This window comes from Streptomyces sp. NBC_01445, from assembly GCF_035918235.1.
Lineage (GTDB): Bacteria > Actinomycetota > Actinomycetes > Streptomycetales > Streptomycetaceae > Streptomyces.
Window position 1 is genome coordinate 1174311 of the sequence record NZ_CP109485.1, and the last position, 17638, is coordinate 1191948.

Here is a 17638-nt window from a genome sequence, read left to right on the forward strand (position 1 = left end):
GCGCCACGGGGGCGCGTTCGCACCCACATGGACACAGCTGACGCGGCACGGCGGTTCGTCGAGACCTGGGAGCGGGGCTGGACGCGGCACGACGTCCCGGCGCTCCTCGCGCTCTACCCGGAGGACTGCGTGCACCGCTCGATGCCGTTCAGGGCGCCGCACCGGGGCCGGGCGGCGCTCGCCGACTATCTGCGCTGGTCGTTCGAGGACGAGCGCCCGCTCGACGTGCGGTTCGGGCCTCCGGTGGTCGGGCCCGACGGACTGGCCGTGGCCGAGTTCCGGGTGGTGGCCGAAGAGGGCGGCGAGGTCTCGACGCTGGCGGGCTGCGTGTTCGTACGGTTCCGCGGTGACGGGCTCGCAGTCGAGACGCGGGACTACTGGCACCAGACCAGTGGTCGGCAGGAGCCCGAAGGGGCACTGTTCCTCGGAGCCGACGGCGGCAGGACGCCTTGAGGGGCGGGGTTGCCGGCCCACCCGGCCCCGGACATCTGATGTCCGATGCCTTGGTAGCGTAGAAGCGGCCCGGGCCGCGGGTCCAGGCGCGTCCAGAGGTGGGGAGACCGCTCATGCCCGGTACCAGGCCGGTCCGGCCGCTGCTCAGGCAGGAAGTCGCCGACGGCATCAAGCGGTACATCCTCGAGAACAAGCTGCACCCCGGCGATCCGCTGCCCACGGAGACGGAGCTGTGCGAGGCGCTCGGCGCGAGCCGATCCAGCGTCCGCGAGGCGGTCAAGATCCTGCACGCGCTCGACATCGTCGAGGTCAGGCACGGCCACGGCACGTACGTGGGACACCTGAGTCTGTCCGCGCTGGTGGAGAGCCTGACGTTCCGCGGGCTGCTGAGCCCCGACGACGACGTGCAGGTGCTCGCCGACCTCGTCGACGTGCGTGAGCTGTTCGAGCGCGGCATGGCCGAGCGGATCGTCGCGTCGCTCAGCGGCGAGCAACTCGACGCGCTGGAACGCCTGGTGACCCGGATGAGCGACGCCGGCGTCGGCGGCGACGGCCGGGGCCTCATCGAGGCCGACCGCGCGTTCCACGCCCTGCTCGTCGCGCCGCTCGGCAATGACCTGATGGGCCAGCTCTCGATGGCCTTCTGGGATGTGTACGCCATTGTGGCCCCGCAGATCGACGGCTTCACGCACACCGAGCAGGCGGAGACCGTCGCCGCACACCACAGCATCGTGACGGCGGCCCGCGCGGGCGACCCGGTGGCGTTCGTCCAGGCCATCGGCGAGCACTACGCGCCGGTCCGGCGGCGCATCTCCGAGGCCCGCACGCGCTCTTGACGGCCTTCTGCGGCGCCCCTAGGGTCCCTCAACGAACAGGACATCTGACGTCTGCTGTCTTCCTCGCCGTACGGACATCTGACGTCTGATGTGCTCGCAGAACCTCCGCAGAGATGAGAGCCGTCCATGCATCGAAGAATGCTCGTCGCACTGATGTCCGCCGGACTTCTCGCCCTGGGATCGGGGACACCCGCCCTCGCCCACGGCGACCAACGCCCTGATCATCAGGGCGAGTTGACCTCCCAGGACCTCGCCACCCGGGGAGACGGATTTCCGCAGTACCGGATACCGGCCCTCACCACGTCCACACAGGGCACGCTGATCGCGGCCTACGACGGCCGGCCAACGATGGCCGATCTGCCCAGCCACATCGCCCTCGTGGTGCGGCGCAGCACGGACGGCGGCGCCACCTGGAAGGCGCAGCAGGTGGTGCGGAGCGAGGCCGCCCCGAAGGGGTTCGGCGACCCGAGCCTGCTCACCGACCGCACCACGGGCAGGATCTTCCTCTTCCACGCCGCCTCGGTGAACCAGGGCTTCGCCGGGGCGCACACCGGCAACAGCGACGACGATCCCGACATCCTGCACGCCGACTACAGCTACTCGGACGACGACGGGGTGACGTGGCACCACCGCCGCATCACGTCGATGGTCAAGAACCCCGCGTGGGGCGGCCTGTTCGCCGCGTCCGGTGAGGGCATCCAGCTGCGCCACGGCCCGCACAAGGGGCGCCTCCTCCAGCAGTACGCGATCCGGATCGACGGCGCGAACTATGCGGCGAGCGCGTACAGCGACGACCATGGCGCGACCTGGAGGATGGGCGAGCCGGTCGGGCCGGGCGGCGACGAGAACAAGACGGTGGAGCTGTCCGACGGGACCGTCATGCTCAACAACCGCTCGGCGCCGTACCGGACCATCGCGTACTCCACGGACGGCGGGGTCACGTACACGCCGTTCACGCCCGACCCGCAGCTGCCCGACCCGGCGAACAACGCGTCGATCATCCGGTACGCCCCCGACGCGCCGCCGAGCGACCCCCGCTCGAAGTGGCTCCTGTTCAGCAACACCGAGGACACCCGGGCCCGCCGCAACCTCACCGTCAAGATGTCCTGCGACAACGGCAGGACGTGGCCCGTGAAGAAGGTCGTCGACCCCGGCGCGGCCGCCTACTCCACCCTGACCCGCCTGCCGGACGGACGCGTGGGCCTGCTGTACGAACGCGGCGACTACCAGTACATGACGTACGCCTCGTTCGACGTGAAGTGGCTGGGCGGCGGGTGCGGGCGCCGTTGACGCCCATGTGACCACACGATCCCTGCGACCGGGTGACCGTCGCGGGAATGTGACCTCCACCCCTTGACCACCCCCGCGGGGCGCGACTTAAGGTGGCGCCAGGACATAGGACGTCTTACGTCTGATGCCCTACCCCCTCTGAACCGAAGAGAATCCGGAGCGCCGCCATGCCCCTGACCGCACCCCTGCGCGGGGTCGTCCCGCCCGTCTGCACCCCCCTCGACGAGGCGGGCCAGGTGGACACCGCCTCCCTCGCCCGTCTCGTCGAGCACCTCGTCGCGGGCGGCGTGCACGGACTGTTCGCGCTCGGCTCGACCAGCGAGGTCGCGTATCTGACCGACGAGCAGCGTGCCGTCGCCCTGCGGACCGTCGTGGAGACGGCGGCGGGCCGGGTCCCCGTGCTCGCCGGTGTCATCGACACGACGACCGCGCGCGTCATCGCCCACGCGCGCGTGGCCGCCGAGCTCGGCGCCGACGCCCTGGTCGCCACCGCGCCCTTCTACACGCGCACCCACCCCAAGGAGATCGCGGGCCACTTCCGCACCCTGCGCGCGAGCGTGGACCTGCCGCTGTTCGCGTACGACATCCCGGTCGCCGTCCACAGCAAGCTCCCCGCGTCTCTGGTGCGCGAGCTCGCCGAGGACGGCACGCTCGCCGGCCTCAAGGACAGCAGCGGCGACGAGGGCGGGCTGCGCCGGCTGATCGTCGAGCTGGGCGGCCGCGACGGCCGCGCGGACGGGCCCGCCCCGCACTTCTCGGTACTCACCGGATCCGAACTCACCGTGGACTGCGCCCTGTTGGCCGGCGCGGACGGCGTCGTGCCCGGCATCGGCAACGTCGATCCCGCCGGATACGTGCGCCTCTACGACGCCGCGCTGGCCGGTGACTGGACGCTCGCCGCCAAGGAGCAGGAGCGTCTCGTCGCGCTGTTCGGGATGGTCGACGTCGGCCCCGAGGCCGACATGGGGCGCAGTTCGTCCGCACTCGGCTCGTTCAAGGCGGCGCTGCGGCTGCTCGGGGTCATCGAGTGCGGCGACACGGCGTTCCCGCAGATCCAGCTCGGCGCGGAGTCCGTCGCCGAGGTCGCGCGGCACCTGCGTGCTGCCGGGCTCGCGCCGGTCCGATGACGGTCACGGGTCCCGCGATCGGCCTCGACCTCGGAGGCACGAAGATCGCCGCCGCGCTCGTGGCCCCGGACGGCACGGTCCTGGCCCGGCACACCCGGCCCACGCCCGCCGCCGACGGACCCGGCGCCGTGCTCGACGCGCTCGCCGACGCGGCCCGCTCGGTCGACGGCGGCGCAGGGCCCGCCGCACTCGGGGTCGCGGCGGCCGGGGTGATCGACCCTGTGACCGGCACGGTCACCAGCGCCACCGACTCGATCCGCGGCTGGGCGGGCACGGCGCTCGCCGCCGGTCTCGCGGCCCGTACGGGACTCCCGGTGGCGTGCGACAACGACGTACGCGCGACGGCGGCTCCCGAACTGGCCGCCGCCGGCGCGGGCGCGTCCCTCGTCTACGCGGCGATCGGCACCGGTGTCGGCGGCGCGGTGGCCGTGGGAGGGCGCATGGTGCACGGAACGGCGGGCATCGCGGGCCACCTCGGCCATGTGCCGAGTCCGGAAGCGGCGGGGCTGCCGTGCACCTGCGGCGGCACGGGCCACCTCGAAGCCGTCGCCTCGGGGCCCGGGATCGCCGCGCTGTACGGGCGGCTCACGGGCCGGCCCGTGGAACGCCTGGAGACCGTGGCCGAGCGGGCCGCGTCGGGTGAGGAGCCTGCCGTGCGCGCCATCGTGACGGGCGCGGTCGCCGCGGGCCGGGTCCTGGGCGGACTCGCGAACACGCTCGGGCCGGACCGGGTCGTCGTCGGAGGCGGAGTGCCCCACATCGGGCCGCTCTACCGGGACGCGCTGACCGAGGCGTTCGTCTGCGAACTCATGCCGCCGTTGGCTCGCCTCCGGCCCTCCAGGCCCCTCTTCGGGGCCGACGCCGCCGTCATCGGCGCCGCGCGCCTGCCCTCCCAGGTGCCGCTGCACGCGCCGCCGCAGTCCTGAACACCCCTCCCTGGAGTCCTCGATGAACGACCCCGCGCCCTCGTCCCCCGTCGCCGACCTGCTCAAGGGCCGGCTGATCGTCTCCTGTCAGGCGCCGCCCGGCGATCCCCTGCGCGACACCGACACCCTCGTACGGCTGGCGCGGGCCGCCGCGGCCGGCGGGGCGGCCGGGATCCGGGCCAACGAACCCGAGGTCGTCGCCGCGATCTCCGCCGCCGTCGACCTGCCGCTCATCGGGCTGTGGAAGGACGGCGACACCGGCGTCTACATCACGCCGACCGTCCGGCACGCCCTGGCCGTCGCCGAGGCGGGCGCCCACATCGTCGCGGCCGACGCGACCGCGTGCCCCCGCCCCGACGGCGGCACGTTCGCCGACATCGTGGCCGCGGTGCACGCCGCCGGGGCCCTGGTGATGGCCGATGTGGCGACCCTCGACGAGGGCGTCGCCGCGGCCGCCGCCGGCGCGGACCTCGTGTCCACGACGCTGTCCGGCTACGTTCCCGGCTCCCCCCGCCAGGACGGCCCCGACCTCGAACTGGTCGCCGCGCTCTCGGCCACGGTGGACGTCCCGGTCGTCGCCGAAGGCCGTATCAGCACCCCCGAAGAGGCCGCGCTGGCGCTCGCGCGGGGCGCTCACAGCGTCGTCGTCGGCACCGCGATCACCGCGCCCACCGCGCTGACCTCGCGTTTCGCGGCCGCACTCCCCCGTACGTAGTTCCCGCTCACCCCCCACACAGGCCGTACCGCACCCCACACCGCAGACGGGACTCGACGGTGAGTCCTTCCGGCATCCTGGAGTAATCGTGCACACCACAGCCAAGCCACCGCTCCCCTGGTACCGCGAGGTGAGCCGCCCCCATTGGAAGGCGTTCTTCGCCGCCTGGATCGGCTACGTCCTCGACGGGTTCGACTTCGTCCTGATCACCCTCGTACTGACCGAGATCAGCTCGGAGTTCGGCCTGAGCACCGTGCAGGCCGCGAGCCTGATCTCGGGCGCGTTCATCACGCGCTGGCTCGGCGGAGCCGTCCTGGGCGCGCTCGGCGACCGGTACGGCCGCAAGCTCTCGATGGTCCTCAGCATCCTCCTGTACTCCCTGGGCACGTTCGCGTGCGGCTTCGCCTGGGACTACACGAGCCTGTTCGTGGCGCGCCTCGCGATCGGGATGGGCATGGCCGGCGAGTACAGCGCCAGCGCCACGTACGTCATGGAGAGCTGGCCCACGCGCGTGCGCAACCGGGCCAGCGGGTTCCTGATCTCGGGCTTCTCGATGGGTTCGGTGCTCGCCGCACAGGTCTACAACTGGGTCGTGCCCACGCTGGGCTGGCGCTGGATGTTCTATGTGGGCCTGGTCCCGATCGTTGTCGCGCTGTGGATGCGGCGGGCGCTGCCGGAGGCGGCGGACTGGAGCGAGCGAGTCGGTCGGCAGGCAGTCGGAGAAGGAGCGGCCGAACCCGTTCCGGCCGCTGTTCGCCACGCCCGCCAGGGCGACGGTGAACGTCGTCCTCGCCGTGGCCGCCACCGTGTCGCTGTTCGCGATCTTCACGCCCGTCGGCGACGGGCTCGTGCCCGCGCTGTCCGCCGTGGCCGCGGTGGCGCTGATCGCGTTCGCCGTGCAGCTGGGCGGGCGCAAGAGCTGGCTGCTCTATGTGTCGATGATCGTGACGATCTTCTTCGCGTTCCTGTACTCGTGGCCGATCCAGGCGCTGCTGCCGACGTACCTCAAGACCGAGTTGGGCTACTCGCCGGGACAGGTCACCGACGCGCTGTACTTCGCGGGTTTCGGCACGATGGCGGGCTGCTGGCTCGCGGGCTTCGCCGGGGACTGGATGGGCACGAAGAAGGCGTACGCGCTGACGCTGCTCGCCTCGCTGGTCTTCGTCTTCCCGGTGTTCGCGGTGCGCGACAACCTCTTCCTGCTCGGCGTCCTGCTCTTCGTGCTCCAGGCGACCAGCTTCGGCATCTCCGGGCTGCTGCCCCGGTACATCGGCGGCCACTTCCCCACCGAGAACCGCGCCGCCGCGCTGGGGTTCACGTACAACGTGGGTGCGCTCGGCGGAGCCGTCGCGCCGGTGCTCGGCGCGCATCTCGCGGCGGGCATGGACCTGGGGCGCGCCCTGGCCGTGCTGACCTTTGCGGGCACGGTGATCGTGGTCCTGCTGGTCGGCTTCGACATACCGGGCCGTCTGAACCGCCTCACCGACCCGGACGGCACCGTCGACCACCTCGCCGAACCTGCGCCGCATGCGGCGACGTCACCGTCCGACGGGCAGGTCCCCGCGGCGTCCCGCTGACACACGGGCCCCGCCGCGGCCACCCTCTGTCCAGGGGCGGAGCTTCTCCGGATTGCGTACCGCCCAGATGTGGGTGATCCGGTTGCCGGCGACGCGGAAGGCGAACACGGTGACCGTGACGCCGTCCTGCTGGGCGACCAGGCCGGGCCGGCCGTTGACCGTACGCTCCAGCAGTGTCTGGTCGGGTGCGAGGCGGGCGACGTTGAGATAGGCGTGGGCGACCCGTTCGCGACCCGTGACCGGCCGCCGCAGGGCGCCGACCAGGCCCCCGCCGTCGGCGATCACGGTGGCGTCGGGATCGAGCAGGCCCACGAGGGCGCTCACGTCCTTCGCCGCCCAGGCCTGCTTGAACTCCCGGACGATACCGGCCTGCGCGGTCGTCGGCCCGGCCGGAGCCTGGGAAGCGCGGATGCGGCGGCGGGCCGAGGAGGCCAGTTGGCGGCAGGCCGCCGGCGTACGCCCGACGATCTCGGCCACCTCGGCGAACGCGTAGCGGAAGACGTCGTGAAGGATGAAGGCCACGCGTTCCGCCGGCGTCATGGATTCCAGTACGACGAGGAACGCCATGTCGACCGACTCGTCGAGGGTGATCCGGTCCGCCGGGTCCGCCGTGACGCCGTCGGTCCACTCCCGGCGTTCGGGAAGCGGTTCCGGGATCCACTCGCCCACGTAGCGCTCCCTGCGCGCACGGGCGGAGCCGAGCAGATTGAGGCAGATGCGGCTGGCTACCGTGGTCAGCCAGGCGCCGGGGACTTCGATGGCGTCGCGTTGCGGCCGGTCCATGGCGTACCAGCGGACGAACGTCTCCTGCACGACGTCCTCGGCGTCGGCCAGCGAGCCGAGGAGCCGGTACGCCAGATTGATCAGCTGGCGCCGCTCGCTCATGATCGCGCTCAGGCCCGGATCGGCCTGGCCTTGTGCCGTGTCGGTTCGGTTGGCCATGGTGTCGCGCACTCCCTTGCCTCGGCCTCGTCACTGCCCTCCATCTCTTTGACGAGACAGCCCTCCGGAATGTGACGTCGTTCGCGTCGCCTCACATTCCGGAGGGCTGCGTTGTCGTACGAGGTATACGGAACGGAGGAAGCCGATGACCGACTTTCAGGCGATTGCCGACCGCGTCGAGATCGAGGCGCTGCGCGGTGAGTTCACCGACGCGGCGATGATGCGCGACCGCGCCCGCCTCGCGTCCCTGTTCGCGGAGGACGGCGTGCTGCGGATGCCCGACGTGCCCATCGAGATGAACGGCCGGGAGGAGATCCGCACCGGGGGCGAGCGGCTCCAGGCCCAGTGGGACTTCTTCGTGCAGAACACGCATCCGGGCGTGATCCGGATCGACGGCGACACCGCGACCGGCCGCGCCTACATGCAGGAGATCGCGCGCATGCAGAGCGGTTTCCAGGGCCTCAACTACGCGATCTACCACGACCGATACCGCCGCACCGACGAAGGCTGGAGGTTCACCGAACGGGTCTACGAGATCCGGTACTTCGACACCACCCCGCTGACGGGCTCGGCTCCGGCCGGGGACATCCACGCTGCTCAGGAGGCACGATGACCGTCTCGACTCCGGCCACGCCGTTCACCGGCCCGGCGCCCGCGGACCGCTTGGAGCGGGCGGCCGCCGCGCTGGCGGCGCACCGCTTCACCGTCGAGATCCTGGATGACGCCGCCGCCGCGCGGACCCGGGTCCAGGAGCTGATCCCGGAGGACGCCAGTGTGTTCACCGCGGCCAGCGAGACGTTGCGACTGTCCGGCATCGACGACGACATCAACACCAGCGGCCGGTACCGGGCGGCCGTCAAGCCCCGCGCGGTGACCATGGACCGGGCCGCCGAAGCGGACGACATCCGGCGCCTCATCGCCGTCCCGGACGTCGTCGTGGGCAGCGTCGCCGCGCTCACCGAGACCGGCTCCCTCGTGGTGGCCTCGGCGAGCGGGAGCCAGTTGCCCGCGTACGCCGGTGGCGCCGGGCGCGCGATCTGGGTCGTCGGGGCGCAGAAGGTGGTGCCCGACCTGGACACCGCGCTGCGCCGCCTCGAGGAACACGCCCTCCCGCTCGAAACCGCCCGCGCCCTGGAGGTGTACGGACAGTCCAGCTCCGTCAACCAGCTCCTGGTCCTCAACGCGCAACCCCTCACGGGCCAGGGAATCGTCCTGCTGCTCCGCGAGGCGATCGGGTTCTGAACCGACGCTTGACGGGGCCTCCCCCAGCTGACGCCGGGGGAGGCTCAGGGCGCGTGTGGGTGTCAGGCCGTGACGTCGATGTACGTCGAGGGGCCGTAGCTGGATCCGCTGACCGGGGTGACGTACATGCGGACGGTCCTGCCCTCCTCGAGGTCTCCGCCCTTCCACGGGCTGCAGTAACCGGCGGTGTGGCCGCGGGTGTCGATGCTCCGGTCCATTTTCCCGTCGTAGTTGTAGTCGAGAGCGGTCTCGATGCCCCAGCCGTCCGACTTGGTGTCGCAGGCGCGGATCGCGTCGCCGGGGATCGAGCCGTCCGGATCGGCGTTCCAGGTGGCGTTGCCGGCGCCGCTGGGCGCGTAGATGGTGACCGTTCCGGCCCAGGCCTGGCCCTGCAGACCGGCGACGAGGCCGATCGCGCAGGCACCGGTGGCGAGCGCTCTGATCACGGTGTTTCGGGTCTTCATGATGTCCCCTCCCCTTGCCGGCGGGCCGGTGCCCGCCGACGCTCGCGGAGGAGAATGCCATACCTAGATCAACTTCGGGAGGCGGGGCGCCCGTTCCCGGTACCGCTCACTTCTCCACCAGTCGCTCCATGAGCGCGGTGGCCTCGGCGAGCGTGCGCAGTTCGGCGTCGTCGAGCTCGCCGGCCAGGGCTTGGACGAGCCAACTGTGCTTGGCGGCGCGGACCGAGGCGAGAGTGTGCCGGCCGCTCTCCGTGATGGCGACGACCGACTGACGGCCGTCGTCCGGGTCGGGCGTGCGCGCCACGAAGTCCTGTTCCTCCAGGGCGGCCAGGGTGAGCCGCATCGACTGGGGCCGCACGTACTCGGCGCGCGCGAGGGCGGCCGTGGTGGCGGGACCTTCGCCGTCGAGGCGCGCCAGTACGGTTCGCTGCGTCGGGGTGAGGAGGCCGCCGGGCGACGCGGTGCGCAGCCGCCTGAGCAGCCGTCCGACGACGGCCGACAGATCGGCGGCCACCTGTTCTGCGAGCGGCTCGTCCGCGGTTTCTCGCTGCATGGCCTCACCGTAGAAGGTCGACAGGCAGCCTTGCAATTTCACCGCATTTCGCCTGCCGGGTCGGCGTGGTGAAACCATCCGCCTCGCCCCTCTTCCCGCCGGTCCGACCAGTCGGTATGTTCACCTCCTGCGGACCCATATCGACTCGACCTGCCTCACCGCTTCGGCCCACGGAGACGTCATGACCCAGCACGCGCCCGGCATCCAAGGACACTGCGACGCGCGCTTCGACGCCGTCCGCGCCACCTTCGAGGAGAACTTCGACGAGCGCGGCGAACTGGGCGCGGCCTTCACCGTCCTGATCGACGGCGCGCCCGTCGTCGACCTGTGGGGCGGCTGGGCCGACGCGGCCCGCACGCGCGCGTGGGAGCGCGACACGGTCGTCAACGTGTGGTCGACGACCAAGGGGCCGACCGCCCTGTGCGCCCACATCCTCATCGACCACGGCCTGCTCGACCTGGACGCACCGGTCGCCACGTACTGGCCGGAGTTCGCCGCGGCCGGCAAGGACGGCGTCCTCGTACGGCATCTGCTGTCGCACCGCGCCGGGCTGGCCGGACTGCGCGAGCCGCACTCCCTGGAGCAGCTCTTCGACTGGGAGCTCACCACGTCCCGGCTCGCGGCGCAGGAGCCCTGGTGGGAGCCCGGCACGGTCTCCGGCTACCACGCGTTGACATACGGGTTCCTGGTCGGCGAGGTCGTCCGGCGCGTCAGCGGACTGCTGCCGGGCGCGTTCCTGGAGCGCGAGGTGACGGGCCCGCTCGGCATCGACTTCACGATCGGACTGCCGGACAAGGAGTCGGGCCGCGCGGCGGAGATGGTGCACCCGCGCGCGCAGGCCGACAGCGAACAGACCGCGATCTTCGCCCAGTTGGCGCCGGCCGCCCTCGCCGCGCTGACCAATCCGATCGCGGGCGCGTCCGAGGCCAACACCGCGGCATGGCGCGCCGCCGAGATCCCGGCCGCCAACGGTCACGGCACGGCGCGCGCCGTCGCCGCGCTGTACGGAATCGTCGCGGGCAAGGGCCGGTCCGGTGACCACCAGGTCCTGTCCCCGGAGGCCGCCGAGCGGATCCGCGAGGGTCAGGGCAGCTGTCGCGACCTGGTCCTGGGCGCCGGGTTCACGCACGAGACGGAGCTGGGCCTCGGCCTCTGGCTGAGCGGGCCGAACGGCTCGTACGGGCCGAACCCGCGCGCGGTCGGACACGACGGCTTCGGCGGCTCCTTCGGCTCGGCCGACCCCGAGTCGGGTGTCGCGATGGGCTATGTGATGAACCGGATGGGTCCTCACATCGCCGACGATCCGCGGAAGATGGCCCTGATCAGCGCCGTGTACGACGCTCTCGGCTGACATCCGACCGCCGGAAACCGGCCACCACGCGCCGTCCCGCGCGCCCTTACCGCCGCGCAACCTTACGGTAACCACATGGGCAGTTCGCCAGGCTAATCTGCTAACTGCCCATGAGGATTACGAGGCGACGCGACCAGGGAGCCGACCGGATGGCACGCGGCACGACGACAGCAAGGGCCTGCCTGATGGCCCTCACCGTCGGCATGCTCGTCCTCCAACTCCTGGTCAGGAGCGCCCCGTCCGCGTCCGCCCACGATTCGCTGGCACACACCGGCGGCCCGGTCGCCACCTGCGACGACACCGAGCTGCCCCGGAGTTCGTCCCACCACTACCTGCCCCGCGACCGGTACCGCGCCGAGGAGTACGTGCCCCACGGCACCGTGCGCGGGGCCGTGTGCCCGTGGCAGGTCCAGGCCGGGGAGCCCGGCGTCGCGCCGACGGCAGGCGCCGGCGAGAGGTCCCCGCACCGCCAGCCGAGACGGGCGGCCGACTCCCTCCCCGTCATACTCCAGGTCTTCCGCTGCTGAGAGCGCCCGAGGGCAGGAGCAGTTCCCGCGGGTCTTCGGCACACCCTCCTGCCCGCCTCCCGTGACACTCCGCACGTGTAGGACTACGCGCCCCGCACGGGGCGCGCTGGAGGTATGCGCTCGTGAAGCGTTTGGTACCGCGGCAGGACTTCGCCGCGTCTCTCGTCGTGTTCCTGGTCGCCCTGCCGCTCTGCGTGGGCGTGGCCGTGGCGTCCGGCGTCCCGGCCGAACTCGGCCTCGTCACCGGCATCGTGGGCGGTCTGGTAGCCGGGTCCATGCCCGGCAGCAGTCTTCAGGTGAGCGGGCCCGCGGCCGGGCTCACCGTGCTCGTGTACGAGGCCGTGCAGGCGTACGGCCTGCCGGTGCTCGGCGTCATCGTGCTCGGGGCAGGGCTGCTCCAGCTCCTCATGGGCAGCCTGCGCCTGGGCCGCTGGTTCCGGGCGATCTCCGTAGCGGTCGTCGAGGGCATGCTCGCCGGGATCGGTCTCGTACTGATCGCCGGGCAGCTCTACGCGATGGCCGACACGCCAGCCCCCGCGTCGGGGCCGGACAAACTCGCCGGGCTGCCCGGCCTGTTGATCGACTCGGCCTCCTCGTCGAAGGCGCTCGCCGCGCTCGCCCTCGGCGTGGGCACGATCGTCGTGCTGCTCGGCTGGAAGCGGCTGCCCAAGGCGGCCCAGGTGGTGCCCGCGCCGCTCGCCGCGGTGGGGCTCGCGACGCTCGCGGCCGCCGGGTTCGGCCTGCCGGTCGCGCGGGTCGAGGTGCAGGGTCTGATCGAGACCGTGCAGCCGCCCGGCGCCGACGCGTTCGGGCAGCTCGCGAGCGTCGGGGTGCTCGGCACCGTCCTCGCGTTCACCCTCATCGCCTCCGCCGAGAGCCTGTTCAGCGCCGCCGCCGTCGACCGGATGCACGACGGGCCGCGCACGTCGTACGACAAGGAACTCATCGCGCAGGGCACCGGCAACACCGTGTGCGGGCTGCTCGGCGCACTGCCGCTGACGGCGGTGATCGTACGCAGCGCCGCCAACGTCCAGGCGGGCGCCCGCACCAAGGCCTCCCGGGTCCTGCACGGCGTGTGGCTCCTGCTGTTCGCGGCGCTGCTGCCCGCCGCGCTCGGCGTGATCCCGGTCGCCGCGCTCGCGGCCGTCCTGGTCCACGCGGGCTGCAAGCTCATCCCCGTACGGCAGATCGCGGGGCTGTGGCGTGAACACCGGGGTGAGGCCCTGATCCTGATCGTCACGGCGGTGTCGATCGTCGCCGTCAGCATGTTCGAGGGCGTGCTCATCGGTCTGGCGCTCGCGGTGGCGAAGACGGCGTGGGAGGCCTCGCACGTGCGGCTCGACGTCATAGACAAGGGCGCGGGACCGATCCAGGTGTATCTGACGGGCAACGCGACCTTCCTGCGGTTGCCGAAGATCCTCGACACCCTGGAGGCGCTGCCTCAGGACCGGCCCGTCGTGCTCGACCTGTCCGGTCTTCACCACCTCGACCACGCCTTCGGGACGGCGCTGCGGAACTGGGCGGACCGGCACAGCGGCGCCGGCACGGAGCCCGTCAAGGTCACTCCGGGCCAGGCGACTCCGGGGGGCTGAGCCCGGCCCGTGCGGCGCGCTACGACGTGATCGCCCCGAGCAGGGCCCGCGCGCACAGGTCGCGTACCTGATCCCGTGACAGCTCCGGCTCGTCGAGCCACTCCAGGCACACGGCCACCATGAAGGCCAGCCAGCCGCGGACGGCGAGCCGGAGCACGGGGGATTCGCCGTCGATGTGGGAGCTGTCGGGGTCGGCGGCGAGCGCCTCGACGATCTGGCGCTCCTGCGCGGCCAAGCCCCGCCGGTACACCTGGCGCACGGCCGGGTCGCCCGCGGCCTCGGCTCGGTGAAAGGCGCGGAAGCCCTCGCCGTGGGCCTCCACATAGCCGAGGAACGTGTCCAGGCCCACGGCGATCTGCTCGCGCACGGGGATCCCGGGAACAGCTGCCGTCAGGCGCAGCATCCGCTCGCTCTCGCGCTGGACGACGGCGGCGAAGAAGTCCCGTTTGGTCGGGAAGTAGTGGTAGAGCAGCCCGCGCGAGACGCCGGCGATCTCGGCGACCTGCTCGATCCAGACGTCGTCGTACGTGCTCTGCGCGAAGAGCCGCGCACCCACGCTGAGCAGCTGTTCTCGGCGCTCCTCCGTGCTCAGCCGACGGCGCGTGCGCTCCTGCTCCCTGGCGGCCATGACAGCACTTTACCCGCATTACTTGACGTGAATTCAATAGCGGGACCACACTGGGAAGCGTATTGAACCCACGTATAACAGCGGCTCGGGTACACGCACTCTCTACGTCCAGCAGGTGGGGATCATGGCTCAGTTGACGCAGCCGGCGACGGATTCGACACCGCCGAAGGGCTTTCGCAGCGCCGAGCTCGGCTGGCCCGGACTCGACCGGATTCCGCACCCGCCGCGACGGGTGCCTTTCGTCGGCGACATCCTCGGCGCGAACGTGCGCACGCCGGTGCAGGACTCCATGCGGATCGGCAAGGAACTCGGGCCCGTCTTCCGCCGCAAGGCCTTCGGCAACGAGATCGTGTTCGTCTGGGGCACGCGGTTCGCCGCCGACATGGCCGACGAGTCGCGCTTCGCCAAGCATGTCGGCCTGGGCGTGGCCAATCTGCGGCCGATGGCCGGTGACGGCCTGTTCACCGCGTACAACCACGAGCCCAACTGGCAGCTGGCTCACGACGTACTCGCTCCCGGCTTCGGCCGCGACGCGATGGCGGGCTACCACCCGCTGATGCTGGACGTCGCGGGGCGCCTGATGGCGGCCTGGGACGCCCGGGAGGCGGCGGGCGAGGCCGTGGACGTGCCCGGCGACATGACGAAGCTGACCCTGGAGACGATCGCTCGGACCGGTTTCGGCCATGACTTCGGGTCGTTCGAGCGGGAGCGGCCCCACCCGTTCGTGACGGCCATGGTCGGCACGCTGTCGTTCGCGCAGCGCCGCAACGTGGTGCCACCGGCGCTCGCTCCCCTGCTCCTGCGGAGCGCGGAGCGGCGCAACGCCGCGGACATGGCGTACCTCAACCGAACCGTGGACGACGTCGTCGCCGCGCGGCGGGCCGCGTCCGGATCACGCACCGGCGGGCAGGGCGACCTGCTCGACCGCATGCTGGAGGTCGCCCACCCCGACACCGGGGAGCGGCTCTCCCCCGAGAACATACGGCGCCAGGTCATCACATTCCTCGTCGCCGGACACGAGACGACGTCGGGGGCGCTGTCGTTCGCGTTGCACTATCTGGCGCACCACCCCGACGTCCTCGCGAAGGCGCGCGAAGAGGTGGAGCGGGTGTGGGGCGACGCGGACGAGCCCGCGTACGAGCAGGTGGCCAAGCTCCGCTATCTGCGCCGGGTTCTCGACGAGTCCTTGCGGCTGTGGCCGACGGCTCCGGCGTTCGCCCGCGAGGCCACCGTCGACACGACACTCGGGGGGATCCACCCGATGCGCAGGGGCGCTTGGGCGCTGGTCCTGACTGCGCTCCTGCACCGCGACCCGGAGGCGTGGGGTGACGACCCGGAGGCCTTCGACCCGGACCGCTTCGCTCCGGCCGCCGTGCGTTCGCGCGCCCCGCATGTCTTCAAACCGTTCGGCACAGGTGCGCGGGCGTGCATCGGCCGCCAATTCGCCCTGCACGAGGCGACGTTGGTACTCGGCCTGCTGCTTCGGCGTTACGACCTGCACCCCGAACCGGGCTACCGGCTGCGCGTCGCGGAACGCCTGACGCTGATGCCGGAGGGCCTGCGGCTCAACCTGGGACGCCGGGCGAAGGTCCGTACGGCGGACTGAGTTCGACACCTGAGTTCGACGGCTGAGCCCCCCTCGGCTCTCGCGTCGAAGGCGAATTGTCAGACCCGTGCGCAAGAGTGGAGGCACATGTCTGTACATCCACGTCTTCGCCGAGCTGAGGGGCCCATCGATATGAACGCGACCAGGAGTGCCGAACTCGCCGCGGCCCAGGCCTGCCTGCGCCTGCTGCACACCGCGCGCGCCGCACTGACCGGATGCGAGCCGGCGACCGCCGCCTCGCTGCTCGCCCTGCCGATCGCGGAGGCCGACGAGGCCCTGGACAGGGCGGGACTCGCGGGAAACGAGGCGTGGCTGCTGGAGAAGCTGTACGACTTGGGAACGGAGAAGCGCGTTCATACGTGAGGTAGGTGTAGTCGTCCGTAGGTGAGGTATGCGTGTTCGTCCGCAGGTGAGGTACGTATGTGTTCGTCCGCAGGTGACGGGCGTACGTCCACTTCCCGCGTTCCCCCGCATTACCGCGACCGGTCAGGAGAGCTCGTTGACGATCCCACCCGTGGTCCCGCACCGCATCGACCCGGCCGGTGGCTGCCCGCACGCGGCGAACGCGCGGCTGCTCGACCAGGGCGTCGTCGCCCCTGTCGTGCTGCCCGGTGACGTCGAGGGCATGGTGGTCCTCGGCCACGACGCCCTCAAGGACTTCCTAGCGCACCCCGATGTCGCCAAGAGCGCCCGGCACTTCACCGCCCTGGTCGAGGGCCGTATACCCGACGGCTGGCCGCTCATGACCTTCGCGACCGTGCCGGGCATGACGACCGCGGACGACGAGGACCACCGGCGGCTGCGGTCGCTGGTGAGCCGGGCGTTCACGGCGCGCCGCGTCGAGGCGCTGCGGCCGCGGGTCGAGGAGCTGACCGGCGAGTTGCTCGACGCTCTGGAGGCAGCCGTGGCCGAGGGCGAGGACGTCGTGGAGCTGCGGCGGCAGTTCGCGCTGCCGCTCCCGATGAGCGTGATCTGTGAACTGCTCGGTGTGGACGAGGAGTTCAGGGGACGGCTGCACCATCTGTCGGGGCAGGTCGTGGCCACCGACATCGGCCCACGCGAGGCAGTGGCCGCCAACCGTGAGCTGGTGTCCGTCCTCGCGGCGGTCGCCGCGTCCCGGGCGAGCCGGCCGGGCGACGACCTGACGAGCGCGCTGATCGCGGCGCGCGAGGAGGACGGCGACCGGCTGAGCGAGCAGGAGCTGATCGGCACCCTGCTCCTGATGATCGTCGCCGGGCACGAGACGACGCTGAACCTGATCACGAACGCCGTGCGCGCCCTGTGCGCCCACCGCGACCAGCTCGACCTCGTCCTGTCGGGCGGGGCGTCCTGGTCCGACGTGGTGGAGGAGACCCTGCGCTGGGACAGCCCCGTCAGCTACTTCCCGTTCCGCTACCCGACGTGTGATCTGACGGTGGAGGGCACGGTGATCCCCCGGGGCACTCCGGTGCTCGCGGGCTACTCGGCGGCGGGGCGTGACCGGAGCGCGCACGGCCCGGACGCCGACCGGTTCGACGTCACCCGAGCCTCGGCCGCCCGCCACATCTCGCTCGGCCACGGCCCGCACTACTGCCTGGGGGCGCCGCTCGCCCGCATGGAGGCCACCATCGCCCTGGAGCGCCTGTTCACCCGTTTCCCCGGTCTCGATGTCGCCGCGCCCGACGCGGAGCTCGCGCGGAAGGCGGGCTTCGTGGGCAACAGCGTCGACCAACTCCCGGTGCGCCTGCGGCCGGTGGCCGGGGCAGCCTGAGGGACGGCTCCCGGGGGTACTGGTCCGCTGGTCCTAGGCCGCGCGACCTGGGTCGATAC

At 71.8% G+C, this 17638-nt stretch carries 17 protein-coding genes and 2 pseudogenes; 15 read left to right on the top strand and 4 right to left on the bottom strand.

Going from position 1 to position 17638, the window contains the following annotated elements:
- The first annotated feature begins 27 nt into the window (after positions 1-27).
- From OG574_RS05680 to OG574_RS05710, 7 genes and pseudogenes are all read left to right on the top strand, one after another.
- A complete protein-coding gene (locus OG574_RS05680) occupies positions 28-453 on the top strand; it encodes a nuclear transport factor 2 family protein (protein ID WP_326772161.1) in 426 nt (141 codons plus the stop codon).
- A gap of 113 nt (positions 454-566) precedes the next feature.
- Positions 567-1289, top strand: coding sequence for a FadR/GntR family transcriptional regulator (locus OG574_RS05685; protein ID WP_326772162.1), 723 nt, complete (start codon positions 567-569; stop codon positions 1287-1289).
- Positions 1290-1415: 126 nt separating this feature from the next.
- Positions 1416-2567, top strand: a pseudogene (locus OG574_RS05690) (sialidase family protein); the annotation flags it as partial.
- A 179-nt stretch (positions 2568-2746) separates the two neighbouring features.
- Positions 2747-3706 (top strand): dihydrodipicolinate synthase family protein, encoded by a 960-nt coding sequence (locus OG574_RS05695; RefSeq protein ID WP_326772163.1) that lies wholly within the window; start codon positions 2747-2749, stop codon positions 3704-3706.
- Positions 3703-4632 carry an ROK family protein gene (locus OG574_RS05700; RefSeq protein ID WP_326772164.1) on the top strand — a complete coding sequence of 310 codons (930 nt, stop codon included), beginning with the start codon at positions 3703-3705 and terminating at the stop codon, positions 4630-4632. Before OG574_RS05695 ends, OG574_RS05700 begins: the two co-directional genes overlap by 4 nt.
- A 22-nt stretch (positions 4633-4654) precedes the next feature.
- Positions 4655-5347, top strand: coding sequence for an N-acetylmannosamine-6-phosphate 2-epimerase (locus OG574_RS05705; protein ID WP_326772165.1), 693 nt, complete (start codon positions 4655-4657; stop codon positions 5345-5347).
- 88 nt (positions 5348-5435) lie between these two features.
- Positions 5436-6924: pseudogene (locus tag OG574_RS05710) on the top strand (sialate:H+ symport family MFS transporter).
- Here the strand turns inward: OG574_RS05710 and sigJ are convergent.
- Entirely contained in the window at positions 6886-7866 is a 981-nt protein-coding gene (gene sigJ / locus OG574_RS05715; protein ID WP_326772166.1) for an RNA polymerase sigma factor SigJ, read from the bottom strand. The pseudogene OG574_RS05710 and the gene sigJ sit on opposite strands and share 39 nt — an antisense overlap.
- A gap of 145 nt (positions 7867-8011) precedes the next feature.
- On the opposite strand from sigJ, the gene OG574_RS05720 reads away from it, so the two are divergent.
- Positions 8012-8479, top strand: a complete 468-nt coding sequence (locus tag OG574_RS05720; RefSeq protein WP_326772167.1) for a nuclear transport factor 2 family protein — start codon at positions 8012-8014, stop codon at positions 8477-8479.
- Entirely contained in the window at positions 8476-9108 is a 633-nt protein-coding gene (locus OG574_RS05725) for an LUD domain-containing protein (RefSeq protein WP_326772168.1), read from the top strand. Before OG574_RS05720 ends, OG574_RS05725 begins: the two co-directional genes overlap by 4 nt.
- A 62-nt stretch (positions 9109-9170) precedes the next feature.
- Here OG574_RS05725 and OG574_RS05730 read toward each other — a convergent pair whose 3' ends face one another.
- Both OG574_RS05730 and OG574_RS05735 read right to left on the bottom strand, forming a co-directional pair.
- Positions 9171-9572, bottom strand: a complete 402-nt coding sequence (locus tag OG574_RS05730; protein WP_326772169.1) for a hypothetical protein — start codon at positions 9570-9572, stop codon at positions 9171-9173.
- 106 nt (positions 9573-9678) lie between these two features.
- Entirely contained in the window at positions 9679-10125 is a 447-nt protein-coding gene (locus tag OG574_RS05735) for a MarR family winged helix-turn-helix transcriptional regulator (RefSeq protein ID WP_326772170.1), read from the bottom strand.
- A 181-nt stretch (positions 10126-10306) separates the two neighbouring features.
- Here OG574_RS05735 and OG574_RS05740 point away from each other — a divergent pair, with 181 nt between their 5' ends.
- The 3 genes from OG574_RS05740 (at position 10307) to OG574_RS05750 (ending at position 13595) form a co-directional block, all read left to right on the top strand.
- Positions 10307-11476, top strand: a complete 1170-nt coding sequence (locus OG574_RS05740; RefSeq protein ID WP_326772171.1) for a serine hydrolase domain-containing protein — start codon at positions 10307-10309, stop codon at positions 11474-11476.
- A gap of 149 nt (positions 11477-11625) precedes the next feature.
- A complete protein-coding gene (locus OG574_RS05745; RefSeq protein WP_326772172.1) occupies positions 11626-12003 on the top strand; it encodes a hypothetical protein in 378 nt (125 codons plus the stop codon).
- Between the two features lie 122 nt (positions 12004-12125).
- Positions 12126-13595 carry a SulP family inorganic anion transporter gene (locus OG574_RS05750; protein ID WP_326772173.1) on the top strand — a complete coding sequence of 490 codons (1470 nt, stop codon included), beginning with the start codon at positions 12126-12128 and terminating at the stop codon, positions 13593-13595.
- A 19-nt stretch (positions 13596-13614) separates the two neighbouring features.
- Here OG574_RS05750 and OG574_RS05755 read toward each other — a convergent pair whose 3' ends face one another.
- Positions 13615-14223: a TetR/AcrR family transcriptional regulator gene (locus tag OG574_RS05755; RefSeq protein ID WP_326772174.1), complete on the bottom strand. Its 609-nt coding sequence runs from the start codon at positions 14221-14223 to the stop codon at positions 13615-13617.
- 124 nt (positions 14224-14347) lie between these two features.
- Between OG574_RS05755 and OG574_RS05760 the strand changes: the two genes are divergently transcribed.
- The 3 genes from OG574_RS05760 to OG574_RS05770 all read left to right on the top strand — a co-directional run bounded on the left by OG574_RS05760 (position 14348) and on the right by OG574_RS05770 (position 17579).
- On the top strand, positions 14348-15829 hold the full coding sequence (locus tag OG574_RS05760) for a cytochrome P450 (protein WP_326772175.1): 1482 nt from the start codon (positions 14348-14350) through the stop codon (positions 15827-15829).
- A 132-nt stretch (positions 15830-15961) separates the two neighbouring features.
- Positions 15962-16192 carry a hypothetical protein gene (locus tag OG574_RS05765; protein WP_100593188.1) on the top strand — a complete coding sequence of 77 codons (231 nt, stop codon included), beginning with the start codon at positions 15962-15964 and terminating at the stop codon, positions 16190-16192.
- Positions 16193-16328: 136 nt separating this feature from the next.
- Positions 16329-17579 (top strand): cytochrome P450 family protein, encoded by a 1251-nt coding sequence (locus tag OG574_RS05770; RefSeq protein WP_326772176.1) that lies wholly within the window; start codon positions 16329-16331, stop codon positions 17577-17579.
- Positions 17580-17638: the final 59 nt, after the last annotated feature.